This is a genomic window from Arthrobacter sp. ERGS1:01, assembly GCF_001281315.1.
Taxonomy (GTDB): Bacteria; Actinomycetota; Actinomycetes; order Actinomycetales; family Micrococcaceae; genus Specibacter.
On sequence record NZ_CP012479.1, the window covers coordinates 2,415,875 to 2,434,121 of the forward strand.

Here is an 18,247-nt window from a genome sequence, read left to right on the forward strand (position 1 = left end):
TGAGTCCCGGCACTAGAAGCAACACAATCATCGATATTCGCCACGCGACGCTGCGGTTGGCTCGCACAACCCAACCAGCGGCACGCGGGATCTCGGTGTATCCGATCACCCGCGCCGGTCACCCGTCGTCGTGCTTGAGAAACTCCGGCAGCGGATCCACGTAGACGGTGTTGGGCGGTTCGAAGTACATGACCAGCACCCGCTCCCCCACCGGGAAGCTGCTCGTCTTGTCATAGGGGTGGGCGTGGAAGGCGTTGGTGCCGCCGTGGAACGGAACCATCACCTCCCCCACGGTGCCGGGCCCGATCAGCCCGCTCACCCGGCCCACTTTCCCGGTCAGCGACCTGTCCATGTCCTTACGGCTGGGGAGGCTGCCGGACATCGCTTTTGCCCTTCTTCAGCGAATCGGTCAGGGCCGGCAGGTAGGCACCCACCTGGGACAGGATCCCGCCCACCATCTCGTTGACGCCGTTGCCGCCGTTGAGCACCGTCATCTGGCCAACATGGGCGAACGGCTCGGCCGCGGCCGCCACGATGGCCGGCATGTTTTCGGCCAGTTGCTGGGAGATCACGGCGTCCTGGTTGGTGCTCAGCGCCTCGCCGCGGGCCTTGATGCCGTCCGCCTCCGCCAGCGCCTTGGCCTTGATGGCCGACGCCGTTGCGTCGCCTCGCGCCTTCGTGGCGGCCGCCTCCGCCTCGCCGGTGACCCGGGTGGCGCCGGCCATGGCCGAGGCCGCCGTCGCATTGGCCTGCGCTTCCAGCTCGGTCTTCCGGGCACGCGCCTCGGCGGCGCTGATGTCCGCCGCTTTCTGGGCCTCGGCTTCCGTGCGCTGGGCGTAGGCCTTGGCGTCGGCCGGCTTGCGGACGGTGGTTTGCAGTTTCTGCTCCTCACGGTCGGCCTCGAGCATGGCGACCTGGGTTTCCTGCACCACCACCTGCTGGCGCGCCGTGGCATCCGCCAGCGGCCCGGCCTGGGCCGCATTGGCACGGGCCCTCTCGGCATTCGCCTGCGCCGCCGACTGCTTGATGGCCGACACGCTTTGGGCGTCCGCGATCAGGGCCGCGGCCTCGGCTTCCTTCTCCGCAGCCTCACGGTTCCGGGTGGCCTCGGCCACGCGGGCCTCCATGACCACCTGGGCAATGTGCGGCTTGGCAAGGTTTTGGATGTACCCGGTGGGATCCTGGAGATCCTTGATTTGCAGCGAGTCCACCACGAGGCCCAGCTTCTCCATTTCAATGCCGCTGGCACTGCGCACCTGGGAGGCGAGCTTGTCGCGTTCGCGGATGATCTCCTCGACCGTCATGCTGCCGATGATGGAGCGCAGATGCCCCTCAAAGACGTTGTAGACCTGGCTCTCCATCTTGGCCTGCTGTCCCAGGAAGCGCCGGGCGGCGTTGGCGATGAACGGGGTGGAATCGCCAATCTTGAAGATCACCACTCCCTCGACCACCACCTGGATGCCCTGGGAGGTGACGCAGTTGACCTGGAGTTCGGTCTCGTTGAGCGTCAGGGACAGTGCACGGACCGTCTGCAGGCCGGGGATGACGAACGCGCCCTTGCCGGTGACGATCCGAAACTCCATGCCGTCGACGGTATCGGCCCGTCCGCGCGAGAAGCCGGAGATGATCAGGGCCTCGTTGGGTTCGGCCACCTGCCACATCATCTTCACGCCCGCCCGGACCACCACGATCAAAAGCACCACGGCCACAATGATGATGATCAGTGGGAGGAACGCCAGCAAAAGGTCCATGATCCGGTCCATTTCAACGAAGGAAACGGTCGCAGCGGCCCCGCCGCTGCGACACGGAAGGAAACCCAACGGCCTGTCTATGTAGTTATCACACGCGCATCACGGGCCGGGACTTCCCGGACCGCTTCTCACAACGTAACGCGCAATGCTTAGCGTTGACCGTATGCCACTGGGCCGCCCCCTAGCAAGATCCCTTGACCCCGCTGGGCGGGATCAGTCCCCCGCGGGCTCGGCGAACCAGAGCCGGGTTTCACCGTACTTCTTGTCCGCGAAAAGCTGCAACGACGCCGGCCAGGCCGGTTCCGGAGTGCGGGCCGACCGTTCCACCACCACCACGCCATAGGGGCTCAGCCGCGGGCCGATCAACTCAAGGACCAGGGACAGCTCCACCTCTGTCAGCGGGTACGGCGGGTCCATGAACACCAGGTCCCATTGGTCGACGCCGGCCTCGGCCACGCGGGCCAGGAACGACTCCACCCGGGAGCGTTGCACCGAAACCACCTTGCCACCGACGACTTTGTTGACCATTTCGGCATTGCGCTGGCAGACGGCGGCGGCCTTTTCGTTGAACTCCACCAGTTCCACGGACTTCGCCCCGCGGCTGGCGCTTTCCACACCCAGCGAGCCGGAGCCGGCGTACAAGTCAAGCACCCGCACGTCGGAGAGCATGTTCATGGATTCGAGGCGGGAAAACAGCGCCTCCTTGACCCGGTCCGTGGTGGGGCGGGTGCCGTCACCGGGGACCGAGGTCAGCGGCATGCCGCCGGCCGCGCCGGCCACGATCCGGCTCATCGGGCGGTCTCCGCATTGCTAGCCACGTTCAAGGAAAGCCTCATTCTCTTCATTCACGTACGATTCGATTTCAAGTTTCAGGGCCGGATGCCGTTCCAGCAACGGGTCGGCCTCAACAATTTCGGTGGCGTCCGCCCGGGCCCGTTCAATCAAGGCCTCGTCGCGGAGCACGCTGAGCATGCGCAGCCCTGTGGACCCGCCCGATTGCCGGGCGCCGAGGATGTCGCCTTCGCGGCGCAGTTCCAGGTCCTCCCGGGCCAGGACAAAACCGTCGATCGTGGCGGCCACGGCGGCCAGCCGCCGCCGGCTGGGGTGCCCGGGTTCCAGGCTGGTCACCAACAGGCAGGTTCCGGGGTGCCCGCCGCGCCCCACCCGGCCGCGCAGCTGGTGCAGCTGGGACATGCCGAACCTGTCGGCGTCCAGGATCACCATCAAGGTGGCATTGTGCACGTCCACGCCCACCTCGATGACGGTGGTGGAGACCAGCACGTCAACGTCGCCGGCGGCAAAATCAGCCATGGTGCCTTGCTTGGCGGCCGATTCCAGCCGGCCGTGCAGGGCCTCGATCCGGGTTCCGGCCAGGACCGGAACCGTACGCAGGTAGGCGACGACGTCGAGCACGGCGGCCATGGGCCGGGAGTCGCCGCCGGGCCCCTGGGTTTCAATGGGCTCGACCAACGAGTCGCCGTCGCCGATCTTGGGGCACACCACGTACACCTGGTGGCCGGCATCGACCTCCTCGCGGGAGCGCGCCCAAACGCGGCCTTCCCAGCTGGGGTGTTCGGCCAGCGGGGCAACATGGGTGGTGATGGGTGCGCGCCCGGCCGGAAGTTCGGCCAGTTCCGAGACCTCAAGGTCGCCAAAGACCGTCATGGCCACGGTGCGCGGGATGGGGGTGGCCGTCATGACCAACAGGTGCGGCGGCTTGGCGGCCTTGGACCGGAGGGCGTCGCGTTGTTCCACTCCGAAGCGGTGTTGCTCGTCCACGACGATCAGGCCCAGGTCAGCGAACTGGACGTTGTCCGACAGCAGGGCGTGGGTGCCGATCACAATGCCCGCCTCCCCCGACGCCGCCGCCAGCAGGGACTTCTTACGCGCCGCGGCCGGCATGGAACCGGTCAGCAGCGTCACGGTGGTGGCGTGCGGGCCGCCGAGCAGGGGTCCCTGGCCCAGGGTGCCCAAAAGTGCCGAAATCGATTGCAGGTGCTGGGCGGCCAGCACCTCGGTGGGGGCCAGGAACGCGGCCTGGCCGCCGGCGTCGACCACCTGGAGCATGGCGCGCAGGGCAACCACCGTCTTGCCGGAGCCCACCTCGCCCTGCAGGAGCCGGTGCATGGGATGGGCCGTGGAGACCTCGGCGGCGATCAGGTTCCCGATGTCCCGCTGGCCCGCCGTCAGCTCGTAGGGCAGCCGGGCGTCAAAGGCGTCCAGCAGCGCCCCGGGCACCGCTTCACGCCCCGTGGCATCCTGCTGCACCGTCACATGGCGTCGCTGTGCCAGCGAGGTCTGCAGCGCCAGGGCCTCCTGGTAGCGGAAACGCTTTTGCGCCCTGGGGAAGTCCTCCATGGTGTCCGGGCGATGGATTTGATCGTAGGCATCGGCAAGCGGCATGAGTTTTTCGCGCGCCGCATAGGCCGCCGGCACGGGGTCCGGGATCTTTTCCAGGTCCAGGGCCGGCAGCAGCGCCTCGATGACTTTTTCGGTCTTCCAGCTGGGGAACTTGGCCGTGGCCGGGTAGATCGGGACGGGTTTGGCGGCCTGCAGTTCCACCTCGTGCTCGGCCAGTTCGTCGTCGGCCAGCAGCACGTAGCCGGGGTTGGTCAGGCTTTTGCTGCCGCCGTACAGGTTCACGTGCCCGGAAAACATGGCAAGGGTGCCGGGCCGGAGCTCCTTCTGGGCCTTGTAGCCGTTGAAGAAGCTGATGCGCAGCCCCGAGGGGCGTCCCGAGTTGTCGGTGATGACGACGTCGGTGATGGTGCCCTTGCGGGTCTGCATGTAGCGGGTGTTCAGCTCCACCACCCGGGCCATGATGGTGACGTCCTCGTTGATGGGCAGCTGGTCAAGGTCGGTCAGTTCGCCGCGGGCCAGGTAACGGCGCGGAAACTGGTGCAGCATTTGCCCCACTGTGCTGATGCCAAGGTTCTTGGCTACCGGTCCGGCTGTTGCGGCGCCCAGCAGCCGGGCCAGCTCCAGTCCAAGGTCGGCGCGGGAGCCCGACGGCTCAGAGGAGGTCATGGGCGTCGTTGCCGGCGTTCGGGCTCAGTGCCGAAATGCTCACGTTGTTTGGATCACCCACGGCCTGGATGGCGTCGAGGGCCGTGGCGGGCGACGGCACGTGGACGTGGACCCTCCACGGGTACGCTCCGGCGTCGTCGGCCTGTTCGGAGACGGCGCTCATGATCACGGAGTCACCGAGTTCATCGAGCTGCATGCGCAGCCCGGCCGCGGCCAGCGGGGTCAGGTAGATGGTGCACATGACCTCCACGCCGGCTTGTTCGGGCATGGTCAGGGCGATGTTGGGGTCCTGGAGCTTGTAGCCGGACAATCCGTCCAGCAGGTCCTCCTGCATGGGCTGGCCCACCACCACGGAGCGCAGGCAGTCCAGGATCAGGAGCAGGCCGACGGCGCCGGCGTCCACCACGTGCGCCTCGGCGAGCACTCCGAGCTGGGTTTCGGTGAGCACCACGGCTTCCCGGGCGGCGGCGACGGCGCCGTCGAGCGTCTTGCCCAGGGCGTGGTTGGAGTCGTCACCGTTCAGCACGGTTTCCACCTGGGCGGCGCCGCGGGCGGCCGCTTCCAGGACGGAGAGGATGGTGCCGGGCATGGGTTCGCTCAAAGCGCTCCAGGATCGCAGCTGGGCCCGGTGCAGGGCGGCCGCCACAAGCGGGGCGCTGAGCCGTTTCTGGCCGGCGAGGGGTTCGGCCATGGCGCTGAGGAAAACGGAGAACAAGGTGCCGGAGTTGCCGCGGGCCTGTTCCATGGCCGCGCGCCCGGCGGCTGCCATGACCGCGCCGACGTCGGGGTTATCCAGCTCGGCGATGGCCTGGGACGCCGAGCGGACCGTCAGGTACAGGTTGGTTCCGGTGTCGGCGTCGGCCACGGGGTAGATGTTGATGGCGTTAAGCCGGTCGCTGTGATTGGCAAGCGTCTGCTCGGCCATGGCCAGCCATCGCCGAATTACGGGGGCAGTTGCGGCAATCTTAGACTGCAAAATGATCCCATCCCACAGCGCCGTCCACGACGCTTTTGAAGTTCCGTCCGCCCACGGTGACCGGCGGTTGGCCGGCGTCGGGGGACATAACCGAGCCTATCCCAATGAATCCGTGCGGGAGCGCAGCGCCCGCCGGGAATGTGGATAAAAGTCCGTGGTCCTCCCCGCCCGTGAGCACCCACTGCAGCGGATCTGCCCCGAGTGCCGTGGCGCATTCGGCCAGCGGCGCGGCCAGTTCGGCAAGCACGACGTCGTCCAGGTCCAGCCGGGTGCCGCTGGCCGCGGCAATCCGCCCGGCGTCCCGGAGCAGGCCGTCGGAGATGTCCATCATGGCGGTGGCGCCGGCCAGGGCCGCCGCAGGTCCGGCCGGGAGCGGGGGCTCGGGCCGGTTGAAAAGGTCCGCGGCGCGAAGCATGGCCGGCGAATAGTCCGCCGGGGCGATGCCGCTTTCCTGCAGTGCCCAGCCGGCGGCCGACAGGCCAAGGTTGCCGCAGACGGCCACGGTGTCGCCCGGGCGCGCCCCGCTGCGCAGCACGGGAGCCAGGCCTTCCAACGATCCGGTGACAGCCACGGTGACCACGATTTCGCTGCCGCCGGAGAGATCCCCGCCGGCCACGGAACACGATTTGGCACCCAATGCCACGATCGCCGCACTCAGGCCGTCGGCCAGCCCCTCGACCCAGCCCACCGGCGTCGTGCCCGGCAGGGTGAGGCTGACCACGAGGGCCGTGGGCACGGCTCCCATGGCGTTGATGTCGCTGAGGTTTTGCGCCGCGGCCTTCCAGCCGACGTCGAAACCGGTGGTCGCGTAGCCGTTGGGCCAAGCGAGCCGGAAGTCCTTGTCCTGGACCTGGGTGTCAATCGAGATGACGGTGCGGCCGTCGGGTGCGGCGATGATGGCGGAGTCGTCCCCCGGGCCCAGCAGCATGGACGTGCCGGCATGCAGGCGCGGGAAAATGCGGGCCAGGAGCTCGGCTTCGGAGAGTTGGTCCACGGTGAGGGTCATGGTTTAACCGTAGCGGCTTGCTCCGACACCGGCGTCCGAACGGGAGATCTCGGGTCAGCGGAGCCGCAGGTACCTAGTCACCGAGCCGACCAATGATCAACCCCTTCGCTCGCGGCCAGTAGAATCTTTTTTCAGAATCACTTGATTGAAGCAAGATCCTGGCTTCAAAGCCGTATAGAAGAAGGTATTTGGGGATGCTACGCAGGGCAGACAATGTCAGGATCGCTCACAAGCCTGGTTTTTGGACTCGCAAGGGTCCGGCCGAGGTCACCGTTGGCAGGAAATCGTACCTTGTGGGCCATTACTCCAGGCAGGCATTCGCGGATCGCTCCGTCAAACAGAAAAGGCATCCGATTCTTCTGGCCCAAGTCGGCGACAGGAGATATTGGCAATTTCAGAACAAGTTCTTTTGGGAAAATGATGGGCTTAACTCCCATCAGGTTTACGCATTGCTTGTGACGAGAAATCAACGCCAACGTCAACAAATCGAACGTGCCCAGGCGACTGTTGCCATGGGAAGCACCCCGCGAAGTGCGCCCGCACGGCGATCGATTCCCGACGATCTAAAGCAGTACATCTGGACCAGGGACGAGGGCAGGTGCCGAGGTTGTGGGGCAACCACAGAGTTGCAGTTCGACCACATAATTCCTGTGGCCAAAGGCGGCAGCAACACCAGCGAGAATCTGCAGATCCTTTGTGGACCCTGCAACCGTTTCAAGTCTGACGGATTGACCACGCGTCGATAGATTCTGGTGCCACGGGGTCCGGGCCGGGCGGACCGCTTGCGGAGGCCGGCGCGTGCTGACAGGATCAAACGCAATGACTGACATTCAGAGTTACCTGCAGGCCTATGACCACCAGCTCCGGACCGACGCGGAGACCCCCAGCGCGCTAAGCGTGACCACCCTTGGACCCCTGCGGCTCGTGACCTTTGCCGGTGGCCGCGGATTCATCACCTACCAGGACCTGGCCGGTGCCGGCGCCGCGGAAATCAACAGCCTCGTCGAGGAGGCGCTGGCCCATTTCGTGGCCGACCCGACCATTTCCGACGTCGAATGGAAGGCCCGCGGCCACGACCATGCCCCGGGCCTGCACGAGGCACTGCTGGCCAACGGCTTTGTGGCTGGGGAGCCCGAATCCATCATGGTGGGCCCGCTGGAGGGCCTGTGCGCCGGCGTCACCACACCCGACGGCGTGACGCTCCGGAAGGTGACGAGCGACGACGACATGCGGGCCATGAGCGCCATGGCGGACGAGGCCTTTGGCGAGTCCACCAACACGCGCACCGCCGATGCCCTGCTGGCCCGCCTGGCCCGCAACGACGGCATGGAGCTGTGGGTCGCGGAGGTGGACGGCCGCATGGTCAGCGCCGGCCGGCTGGAACCCGTGCCCGGCACGGACTTCGTGGGCATTTGGGGCGGCGCCACCCTGGCGGAGTTCCGCAGGCGCGGCATCTACCGGGCCCTGACCGCGGAGCGTGCCCGCTCGGCCCTGGCTCTGGGCAAGAAGTTCGTCCACAGCGACTCCACGGAGTTCTCCCGCCCCATCCTGGAGCGCTCCGGGCTGGTCAAGGTCTCCACCACGACGCCCTACGAATGGACCCGCTGACCGACTGACCCGCGCAGCCGGCGGTTTACTGGGCAAGCGGTTCACTGGGCCAATGGTTCACATGGCCAGCGGGGCAAAGAACTTCCGCAACTCCGTGAACACTCCCCCCGGTGTCCCGTCCAGGCTGGGTCCGACGCCGGACAGCCCTGCATAGGCGTGATCCTCGCCGTGCGGCGGCAGCGGCTGCGGGTTGAGGTCGGCCGCCCCGTCGTCGCGGGGCCATTCGACGTCGCCCGTGGCGGTGCGGGCCGGGATGAGCCAGTAGTCGCCCGTCCGGTAGGCGCCCGGCGCTCCCCCATCCGATCCGGGGAAGTACACCTGTACACCGTCCTCAAGGTCCAGCCACTGTGGCTGCGCGGCGGCGGATTCGACGACGGTCACCGCCCCGCCGGACGCGGGGTCGCCGTCGTGGTCCCAGCGGCGCAGGTACGGGTGCAGTCGGGGATCCAGGCCCGTGGCCGGGTCCGCGAGCCCCTCGAGCACCACGCTGAAATCATCCCGGTCGACCGAATGGACGCGCAGCAGGGGCGCTGCGGCATGCCGGAGCGTGGAGTTGTCGTCCACGAGTTCCACCCAGCCGCCCACCACCAGGCCCAGGTCCGTGTCCCGGCCCAGCGTGGCCAGCGTGATGGTGGTGGTGTTGGACACCGGGTCCGTGGCGGGCGAGCCGGCCAGCGGCATGGTCACCGAGCCGTTGTCCCGTGACCACTTGAACGTTGCGCCCGTCCCCGGAACGCCGGCAAGGCCGGAGGCGTGGATTTCCACCCGGTACAGCTGGTTTTCCAGGCCCCGGTAGCGGGCCGCCGGATCCACCGAACAGGGGTCGTTGTTCGTGGCGGGCGGTTCCGCCTGCGCAGCCAGCAACGGCACGGCACGAGCAAACTGCCCGGCCACACCGGTGCCGTCGTCGGGCAAACTGATGGGCAGTACCCGCACCTGCCACGTAAGCCGGGCCCGGGTGGCGGTGTCCGGCCCGCCGAGGGCCGGTTCCAGGAGGCCGGGGTCCTCCACGGCGTTGATGTGCCGCTCCCAGACGTCGAGGTAGATGGTGTAGTTGGGCAGATCGGCGAGGCTGTCCGTGGTGGTTGCATCGTCGAACGGGTAGCCGGGCTGTTCGCTGTAGAGCAGGGCAGTTGGGTTTTGGCACATGGCCCCGTTGACGTAGTAGCGGCCGGCGCCGATCAGGAAGTCCCCCGGCACGAGCTTCTTGCCCAGTGCCTTGGCGACGGCCGGGTCCGTGATGACGGCGAAGCCGGCGTTGTCCCGCGGCCCTCCCTCCGGGCCGATGACATCGAGCGCCAGGAGCCGCTGGCGGTGCACGGCGATGGCGGACTGCTCGTTGAAGTCGGCATCGAGGTGGACACGCCCCTGTTGCAGGAGGACGCGGGTGTAGTGGTTGCGCGGATCAAAGGTGTCCCGGCTGAAGTCGCCCTTCATGATGTGCCCCTATCTGGTGTAGAAGATGCCCGCGGAATAGCCGGCGACGGTGTATTCGTCCAGCCGTGCGCGCAGGTTGGCGGCACGCTGGGGTTGGAAAAGTTCGTGGAAGACGCCCATCTCGGATTCGTCGGAGGCTCCGCGCACGATCTCCGCGGCGGTCCCCGGCGCCAGCCGCCCATACACCGGGTTGCCGTAGCGCCGGCTGGCCAGGGCGGGACGGACCCGCAACGCCTCCCGGTCGGCGGCCAGGGCGGCCGCGGCGGGATCCCCCGGTGTCAAGGCCGCGGCGGCCTCGCGGACCAGGTCCGGCTGGCAGTTGAAGCGGCGCGGGGTCCCGGAACCGGGGGAAACATAGCAGAACCGGAGGCAGCCAAGCTGGCGGCGGGCCGCCACGATGGCGCCGAGGAAGATGCTGTCCTCGCCCAGCGTGACGGTGCGGGCCAGGACGTCGCCGATCACGGTGCAGCGTTGCACGCACAGGGCGCTGAACGCGGTACCGCCCACCTCGTCGCCGAGCACGATGTTGCACGGATCGGTAGCGTCCCACAGGGAATCGGCGAGCGCCAGCAGGGGTGCCTTTCCGTTGTCCGGGTCGCGGCGCACCTGTACGGGGCCCAGGATGCTGCGGGTGATCCGCACCGCGGCCCGCGTCCCATCCAGCAGGATGCTCGGCTCCTCGGGGCGAAGCGGTACGCAGTCGCAGTCAAGGTTCCAGCCGGGCACCAGGGTGCAGTGGCGGATCGTGACGTCGCACAGGTCGCCGCCACCGGTGGGGTCCTCGCCGTCGCCGGCGCCGCGGCGGGCGGACGGTCCGTTGACCACCAGGCCGCGGCCCACCACCAGCAGCCCGTCCAGCACGAACCGGGCGGCCTCCCCGCCCGTGATGCTCAGCGGATCGGGCTGGTCCACCCGGTAGTCCAGGAGCCGCAGGACGGGCCGGGCCCCGTTGGCCGCGCGCAGCTGCAGGTACTCGCCGGGGACCAACAGGAATTCCAGGCGTTCCTCGTAGGCGCGGCTGTCCATGATCTCCAGGACGGCGGAGGTGGTGCCCGACGCCGGGTCGGCCGTATCGCGATCGGCGCACCACTGGGTGTAGGCGGCGGACACCGTGGGGTATTCGCCCGGCAGCCGGCCGTCCTTGCGCACCTGGTAGACCCGTGCACCGGCGGGCTGGGAGGTCTGGCGCGGATACTCCCCTCCGCCCAGGTCCATGCTGAAGCCGTAGTGGTAGTCCACGGTGACGCCGCGGGGCAGTTGTCCGGCCGGGAACAGGAGCCGGCCGCGTTCGGGATCCACCAGGATCTTGTTGCGCGGCGCCTTGTAGGCGTGCCAGTCGGACAGGTTGGCCGGGATGACGTCGTCGGGCGCCAGGGCCGCCTTGGCCTGCCCGCGCCAGCCCCACGCCGTCACCGAGATGCTGCGGCCGGGCCCAAAGTACGACGCCGAGGCCCGCGCCTTGGGCGGGCGGCGGCTTTCGACGTGCTCGAACACCCGGCGGCCGATGGCCTCGGGCAGGCGCAATTCGGGGCGGAGGGAATCGGCCGAGCCCTGTTCCACGGGCTGGGTGAACAAGGGGGTGTCGTGCCCCAGCACGCTGAACGTGAAGCACTGGCTGCCCTCCTTTTCCACGCAACAGGCGGGGGCGTCGCTAAGCCCATAGGAATTCAGGGGCGCGGCGAACAGGCCGATCGAGGGAATGTTGTATCGTCCCCGGGTCCGGTGGGAGCCGGGGCGGCGGATATCGACGGTATGGGCCGCGCGGTCCTCCGGGCCGTCCAGCAGGGCCAGGGCCCGGCCCGCGCGCAGGGAAAGGGTTCCGCCGCGGTCCGCATGCTGGTGGTTCAGCTGCTGGTTCCAGCCCAGCAGGGTGAAGAACTCCGCGGCGTGGGCCTGCCAGCCGGAGGTTTCCAGCGCGAGCTGTTCCAGCACGGCCAGGGTGCCCTTGCGCCGCCGGAAGTTCACGGTGTGGGCGGCCTCGCGCCGGGGTGCCAGGATCCTGTTGCGGGCGGCGCTGCCGGGACCCGTGCTGGGGAGCCCGGCGTCGTGCACGGGCTCGTAGCCCACCAGATCGCCCAGGTAGGGGACGGTCCAGTCCTCGCCCGTCTCGATGAAGAAGTTCCCATAGAGCGTGGCCATGTTTTGTTCGATCAGGGAGCCCTGTCCATCCATGACGGCCAGCAGTTCACGCAGCGGGTAGCCCTGTTCGGCGTCGCGGATCCGGTAGATGACGGGGAGGAGGTTGTACAGGTAGTCTGCCGGCCGGGTCATGACTTCACCTCGTTCAGGATCAGGCTGTCCGGGACAGCGGCTTGGAACCAGGCGAGCTGGGCGGGAAGCGGCACGCCGGCTTCCACCCGGTCCGGCGCGACGGCGATGCGCCGCGGTAGTTGGCCGGCCGTTCCGCGCAGGTTTTGCTGCACCGGGTCCGACGGCGGCCCGCCGGCAAGGTTGGCCACCCCGGCTGTCAGGTCTGCCGCTTGGAGCGTGTGGAAGATGTCCAGGTCCACGTAGTCCACGCCGGGCACGGCGGCCATGGCGGAGAGCACGGCGCTCGTGGGCACGTCTTCGCCCAGCGCCATGGCATCGAAACCGTAGGAACTAAGAAGGGCGGCCCGGAGGACGGGTTCCACAAGGGTCCAGTCGTAGTCGGCCAAGACACTCACCTTGGCGCTGAGCACCAGCGCCAACGCCTCGCGCGCCACCAGGTTGATGCGCAGCTGCGGATCGCCGTACAGGCCAAGTGCGCTGCGGAGGTTGCGGAACAGGTCCGATCCGGGGTCGATGGGGACGTCCTCGACGCCGGCGATCGTCACCTGGAGCAGGGCCGATCCGCCGGCATACAGGAGCGCGGAGCTGGCCTTGCCGATCCCGGCGAAGGTGGCGGCAAAGTCCGCGTAGTCCCCCACGGACACGAGCCGGTCCAGGGCCGTGACGGAGCGCGGGGCGTTTCTGCGGGTCAGATCGGCGGATTCGGCGTCGGCGCCGCCGGAGGTCCGCAAGGGATTGGTGACGGCCGTGACGCCCAGGGGCCGGGTGGCCAGTTGGCTGATTTGCCCGGCCTGGACGTTGCCAGGGGCTCCGATGCCGCTGCGGTACCCGGCCCACACGTTGTCGGTTCCCGTGGGCAGGCGCTGGCCGTGCGGCGGATTGCCGAAGGTGATGGTGGCGGTGCCCGTGGGTGAATCGCTCGTGAAGAATCCGCGCTGCGGGCCGTCCAGGTAGCCCAGGGACAGCACCTCCGGCCACTGCACCCCGTTCACGCGCACCACCAAGGTGCTTGCGGCGCCGGCCGGCGTGGGCGCGGCCAGATAGGTCAGGGGCGCCTGTTTGAGGGTGAACTGTTGCAGGGCCAGCGCCGCATTGCCGGCGCCAAGGATTTCCTGCCGGGTTGCCCCGTGCGTCGCGTGGGCCACGTTGCCGAAGACGCTCACGGTGTCACGCCGGTAGGTGTAGGCCAACGGCTGGGCGAACGTCAGGAACGTGTGCCGGTCCTCCCCCGCCAGGATCCCGCCGTCGCCGTCGCCTTGGCCCGTCTGGGCGACGGCGGCCAGCATGAGCAGTTCGGCGCCCTGGACGCCGGGCGCGGCCAGGTCCGTGCGCACTCCCGTGACCACCACCCAGCGGCCCGCCGTGAGGCCGTCGTAGAGCCCGTCCAGTTCCAATTCCTTGCCGGCCACGTCGTCGGTGATCGGTTCCTGGGCCAATTCCAGGCTTTCCTGCTGGACGTAGGCGGTGGAGGCGCGCAGGGTGCCCATGGTGTCAGCCCCGTCGGGGAAGTCCCGCCCCCGCGGCTCCCACCAGGCGTCGGAGAGCACCATCGTGGTGGCCGGGGCCGCGAGCCCGTAGGCGCGGCGGGATCCGGTGCGCACGGTCTTGATCACCGTCAGTTCGGCCTTGAAGTCTTCGGGGTCGGTGTCGGAACCGTGTTGCATCACCACATATTGGCCGTTTTGGAGCAGTGCCTGGGTACCGTCCAGATAGGCCACGTTCGCATGTTCGTCCAGGGCCAGGTCCCAGTCGGAAGTCGGTGGGACGAAGACACCGTCCTTAAAGGAGCCGGGCACCGGTGCATTGTGGCCAAACAAGGGGCTGCGTTGGCGCAGCACGGATACGGACAAGGTGGTGGAACTGCTGATGTGTTCCGCGGCGAGGGCCGGGAACAATGTCGGCGCCAGGTTGGCGTACAGGCCCGACAGCAGCTGCGGGTATACCTCGCCGGCGCCCGAGAACGTGGCCGTGTAGGAGTGTTCAAGTTTCTGCGCGTTGGCGGGCGGCACGGAGGAGGGGCGGAGCAGGCCGTCCACCAGGATGTCCACGGGGTTCTCCTCGCGTCCGCCGGCGCGAAACGCCGTCCGCGCCGACGCCCACCCCGCAGCCGCTCCCGCGGAGGGGCGCGGCCTGGGGGCGGCGATGGTGGACAGAATTGCGTGAGCGCCCTCCAGGGCCGGGATCAGCCGGGCGTAACCACGCTCCCGTGCCGCGGCCAGCTCCCGGCCCAGTGCGGGCAGGGCGATTGTGCCGGCCTGGTGGGCAAGTTCGGCGGCAGGTACCGTGCCCGCGAGGTTTTCCACGCCGTCGAGGATCAGGCCCACGCGGGTGGCCGTCGCGGTCCCCGCGGCGGGCGCCATGGCTTCCCGGGCCGCGGCGAGAGCCTGCCGCTGGACGGCCGCGCCGAAGTTCCCGCCCTGCCAGTCGGCCAGCTCGACGTACGTCACTTGGGCTGCGGGGTCCTCGGTGACGGCCTTGACCCGCACGGCCTGCACGGTCCCGGTGCCCAAATCCAGCACCAGGGCGTCGTTGGGGGCCAGTTTGGTGGCCGTGCCCGCCAGGTACAGGCCGTCGGCGGTGACCGAGGCGGCCGTCTGGTCGCGGGACATGCGGGGCCGCAGCTGGTTCCAGGCCGCCCGGGCGGGAAGGTCGTCGCTGCTTTCAAAGGCCTGCATGCTCTCCCCCGGCGCGGGGATGCTGTTGGCCTGGGACCCCGCGGGAATGAGCACCTCCGCCGTGTTGGGGTCCACCGTATAGGCCAGGTACGCGGTGGCCGCGACGCCGGGCCGGGGGCGCCAGCCGACCAGCGCGGCCAGTTCCTGCACCGAGCGCTGTTCCGTCGCCGTGCGCAGATAGCCTTCGTTGCAGAGCCGCTCTTGGTAGAAGGTGAGCACGTCCCCGGCGGTGGCCCAGGCGTCCAGCAATGCCATGGAGGCGTCGGCCGGGTCCCGGGTGCGCAGCGCCGCGAGCGGTGCGTGGTCGGCGCTGGAGAGCCGGGCCGTCATGGTCGCCAGGAAGGCGGTCCGGGTGCCCACCCGGTAGGCCAGGGCGGAGAGCCCCGGCGGGTTGGCCGTGGCTGCCGGGGTGGACGCCGTCGAGCCGCAGCCGCAGCCGCATGAGCCGCGGCACGGGCCGACGCAACCGCCGCCCGAAGATCCCGCTGCCGGATTGTTCATAGCCCGCCTCCCAAGGTCAGTGTGAGCATTCCGTGGTCCGGGAAGTCCGGGGAGTTGTCGAGCCGCACGATTTCCAGCGGGCCCACGGTCAGGACGCCGTTTTCCAGCTCCTGGTTTGCAATGTGTCCCTGCCGCTGCAGCCGCGTCACCACGACGCTTTCGACGCCGGGTACGGCTTGCGCGGCGGCCACGAGGGCCGAGACATACACGCCGCCGCCAAAGGTCAGCCGGTCCGGATTGAAGAAGCCAAGCGTCCCGGATCCGGCGGTGCCGCTGCCCAGCACGCTCAGCAGCCGCCCCCGGACCTCGCCGCGGACGTAGTGCGGCAGCACGCACACGGAGAGCGCCACGTCGACGGGCACGTAGTCCGCCACCGTGACGGCGAGGTCGTGTCCCATGCGCCGGTAGGGGGCCAGCCCGGCGCTGGTGGCGGCGAGCAGTTGAGCCGCGGGTTGTTCGCTCCCCCACGGATCAATGCCCACCCTGGCCTCATACCAGCTGCCCGTCCAGGCCAGTTGGGCGGCGGCCCGTTGCAGGCCCGGCTGCAGCCCGGCCAGGGCCGCGTAGTCGTCGGCCGTGATGGCCCGGAGCAGGCTGCGCCGGAAAGCATCCGGTGCCAGCAGCCTGGCTTCGGCCACGGTTTCGGGGTCCAGTCCGCCCGCGGCGGGCAGCGGATTCCGAGGCCGAACGTTGACCCCGCTCCAGGCCGCGTTCCGCAACACCATGAAGGCGATGCTGTCGCGGCCCACATTGCCCGTGGTGCCGTTGCCCACCCGGTACTGGGCCGTTCCCACCAGCCCGGCGGCCGGCTGCTCGCCCAGGGCGCCGTCGCCAAAGCGCAGCCGGGCGCGGCCGTCGTCGTCGATCTCCGCCACGAACACCGGATCCCGGGGCCCGCTTTCCAGGAGGGTCTGCTGCGGCTCCCACAGGGTGGCGGTTCCCGTGCCGGGGTCCGTGAAGGAAAGTTCGACGACGGGCAGCGCCTGCCGCGGATCCCGCACCAGGAAGTCGGCGGCGGGGCCGGCGGCGCCCGGCACCATCGCTTCGGTGTGGGTGAGCGGGCCCTTGGCGAGGGTGGGCGTGAGGGCCGCGGCGATGCGGGTTTCCTCCACGGCGGCACCCTCGCAGGAGCATTCGCCGGTCACGGTCAGCGTCGGGACGGGGTCCCAGGGCGGGTCCGCCACGCGCCGGCCGTGGTCCACGAGCAGCACGTTGCCGCGGGCCACCGAGATGCCCTCCACCGGCGTGCAGTCGGGGGCAGCCGTGCGGGTGGACAGGCACAGCGTGAACGTGAGCGCGTCGGCGGCGGCCCATTCGACGTCCACGAGCCAGCCGCCGTCGGCCGGCGGGGTCACGGCGGTCAGCCGCACGGCCTGCCGGTGGTGGGGATCGGCGTCGGCGGGGTCCCCCGTAACGGGGCCGCGGACCTCCTCGAAGACCAGTACGTCCCCCGCGGCCAGGAGCAGCGATTGCCCGGGGACCTCGGTGCCCCAGCGGCTGGGCAGCGGTGCTTCCGGGTTGGCCTGCCGCCACAGGGCCTTGTCGACGAGGGTGGCCTGGGTGGATCCCCGGGGCAGGGCGCACCGGGGTTCGCCGCCGGTGTCCAGCGCAATTTCGCTGTGGGCGGCCCGGAACACCAGGGCCGTGGCGGCGGGGTCCGCGGGTTCAAACACGGTGTAACCGCCGGCGGGCAGCTGGGCCAGGAGATCGTCCGTCAGCACGGTGCCGGGGGACGCGGACAGTTCCGGGAACCCGGTGATGAAGTAGATCTCGGCGGCGTCCACGGGAGGGGTGTCCCGGTCCGTCCACACGGTGAGCCAGGCGCGTGCATTCAGGCCCTCGTGGAGGTAGTAGTCCACGAGCCGCACGTGCCGGCGCACGGAAATCCGCCGGCGGGCCGTGCGCAGGTATGCCTCGGTGGCGACCGCGTCCTGGTAGTAGCTCAGCTCGTCCGCGGCATAGGCCAGGGCCTCCACGAGCGCGATCCCGACGTCGGCCGCGTGCGTTTCCTGCCATGCCGGCATGGTGGTGGCGAGCCGGTCCAGCAGGAGGGTGCGGAAGCTTTCGTAATCCTTGGCGAGGTAGTCGATGGAGGGGTCAGGCGGCGCGGCGGCCGGCGCGTCACACGGCTGGAGGCAGTCGATGCCCGTGGGGCAGGCGGCCTTGAAGCTGAAGCAGGCGGCGGAAAAGTCGGGGTTGAAGCCGGGCACGGTTGCCCACCCGCCGTCCTGGCCCGGGGCCCCCAGGCTGAGGGTATAGCTGGAAAAGTCGCCGCGGCGGTCCACCGTGACGGCGAGCGCGGTCCCGGCCGGGTCCGCCTCGGAATCATCCCCCGGGGCACCGCCGTCGCCGGCTTCCAGCACGTACAGCCCGGTCACGACGATGCCCTTCACGGCGTCGCCGCCGGTGATGCGCACATTGGCCGTCCGCAGGCCGTCCGTCACCGAGCCGCCCGCGACGGCGGGCACGGCACCCATGAAGTACACGTAGACGGTCAGCTGGTCGTCGGAGACCTCCAGGTAGTCGATCGCGTTGCGCTGCGCACGGTTGGCAAACGCGGCCGCCCGGGCCACATCAGTGCCGCAGCAGCCATGGCAGCTGCCGCAGGCGCCGCCGCACGGAGTTTCGGTGCTCATGGCGTACCCCCCGAGGTAAAGGTTTCGGTCTGGACGTCGCTGCCGCCGGCCAGCACGTAGCTGATGTCCACGCTGACGGTGGAATCGGTGCTGTCCACCGTGAGCGTTTGCACGGTCAGGACGTCGCCGAGCCAGCGTTGCAGCCCTGCCTGGACGGTGAATTGCAGGGCGGCGGCCAGTTCGGGGCTGTTGGGGCCGAAGATGAGCTGTTGCAGGCCGCTGCCAAAATCGGGTCGATTGACCCGTTCTCCGGGGTTGGTGAACAGGAACTGCTCAATCATGTCCCGGACGTGGTCGGCGTCGTCGGTGGAGGCTGTGCGGCCCTGCGGGTCGAAGTGCCACGGGTAGTCGATGTTCAT

13 protein-coding genes are annotated in these 18,247 nt (G+C 69.2%); 2 read left to right on the forward strand and 11 right to left on the reverse strand.

What is annotated here, in order from left to right:
• Nucleotides 1-118: 118 nt before the first annotated feature.
• The 6 genes from AL755_RS14910 to AL755_RS14935 form a co-directional block, all read right to left on the reverse strand.
• A complete protein-coding gene (locus AL755_RS14910) occupies nucleotides 119-382 on the reverse strand; it encodes a hypothetical protein (RefSeq protein ID WP_107503863.1) in 264 nt (87 codons plus the stop codon).
• Nucleotides 357-1,751 (reverse strand): flotillin family protein, encoded by a 1,395-nt coding sequence (locus tag AL755_RS14915; protein ID WP_054013095.1) that lies wholly within the window; start codon nucleotides 1,749-1,751, stop codon nucleotides 357-359. Before AL755_RS14915 ends, AL755_RS14910 begins: the two co-directional genes overlap by 26 nt.
• A gap of 213 nt (nucleotides 1,752-1,964) precedes the next feature.
• Nucleotides 1,965-2,543: a 16S rRNA (guanine(966)-N(2))-methyltransferase RsmD gene (rsmD, locus tag AL755_RS14920; protein WP_054011677.1), complete on the reverse strand. Its 579-nt coding sequence runs from the start codon at nucleotides 2,541-2,543 to the stop codon at nucleotides 1,965-1,967.
• Between the two features lie 18 nt (nucleotides 2,544-2,561).
• Nucleotides 2,562-4,778, reverse strand: a complete 2,217-nt coding sequence (locus AL755_RS14925) for an ATP-dependent DNA helicase RecG (RefSeq protein ID WP_054011678.1) — start codon at nucleotides 4,776-4,778, stop codon at nucleotides 2,562-2,564.
• Entirely contained in the window at nucleotides 4,765-5,703 is a 939-nt protein-coding gene (locus AL755_RS14930; protein ID WP_237762494.1) for a DAK2 domain-containing protein, read from the reverse strand. Before AL755_RS14930 ends, AL755_RS14925 begins: the two co-directional genes overlap by 14 nt.
• Nucleotides 5,704-5,743: 40 nt before the next feature.
• Nucleotides 5,744-6,760, reverse strand: coding sequence for a thiamine-phosphate kinase (locus tag AL755_RS14935; RefSeq protein ID WP_054011679.1), 1,017 nt, complete (start codon nucleotides 6,758-6,760; stop codon nucleotides 5,744-5,746).
• 512 nt (nucleotides 6,761-7,272) lie between these two features.
• On the opposite strand from AL755_RS14935, the gene AL755_RS24105 reads away from it, so the two are divergent.
• Both AL755_RS24105 and AL755_RS14940 read left to right on the forward strand, forming a co-directional pair.
• Nucleotides 7,273-7,506 (forward strand): HNH endonuclease, encoded by a 234-nt coding sequence (locus tag AL755_RS24105; RefSeq protein WP_082369584.1) that lies wholly within the window; start codon nucleotides 7,273-7,275, stop codon nucleotides 7,504-7,506.
• A gap of 73 nt (nucleotides 7,507-7,579) precedes the next feature.
• Nucleotides 7,580-8,368, forward strand: a complete 789-nt coding sequence (locus tag AL755_RS14940; RefSeq protein ID WP_054011680.1) for a GNAT family N-acetyltransferase — start codon at nucleotides 7,580-7,582, stop codon at nucleotides 8,366-8,368.
• 57 nt (nucleotides 8,369-8,425) lie between these two features.
• Here the strand turns inward: AL755_RS14940 and AL755_RS14945 are convergent, their stop codons facing one another.
• From AL755_RS14945 to AL755_RS14965, 5 genes are read right to left on the reverse strand one after another with little or no spacing between them, the layout of a single operon-like run.
• Nucleotides 8,426-9,805 (reverse strand): DUF6519 domain-containing protein, encoded by a 1,380-nt coding sequence (locus tag AL755_RS14945; protein ID WP_054011681.1) that lies wholly within the window; start codon nucleotides 9,803-9,805, stop codon nucleotides 8,426-8,428.
• Between the two features lie 9 nt (nucleotides 9,806-9,814).
• Nucleotides 9,815-12,076 carry a hypothetical protein gene (locus AL755_RS14950; protein ID WP_054011682.1) on the reverse strand — a complete coding sequence of 754 codons (2,262 nt, stop codon included), beginning with the start codon at nucleotides 12,074-12,076 and terminating at the stop codon, nucleotides 9,815-9,817.
• Nucleotides 12,073-15,252, reverse strand: coding sequence for a putative baseplate assembly protein (locus AL755_RS14955; RefSeq protein ID WP_054011683.1), 3,180 nt, complete (start codon nucleotides 15,250-15,252; stop codon nucleotides 12,073-12,075). Before AL755_RS14955 ends, AL755_RS14950 begins: the two co-directional genes overlap by 4 nt.
• Nucleotides 15,249-17,888 carry a putative baseplate assembly protein gene (locus AL755_RS14960; RefSeq protein WP_082369336.1) on the reverse strand — a complete coding sequence of 880 codons (2,640 nt, stop codon included), beginning with the start codon at nucleotides 17,886-17,888 and terminating at the stop codon, nucleotides 15,249-15,251. The genes AL755_RS14955 and AL755_RS14960 overlap by 4 nt, the downstream gene beginning before the upstream one ends.
• On the reverse strand, nucleotides 17,885-18,247 hold the full coding sequence (locus tag AL755_RS14965) for a GPW/gp25 family protein (RefSeq protein WP_054011685.1): 363 nt from the start codon (nucleotides 18,245-18,247) through the stop codon (nucleotides 17,885-17,887). Before AL755_RS14965 ends, AL755_RS14960 begins: the two co-directional genes overlap by 4 nt.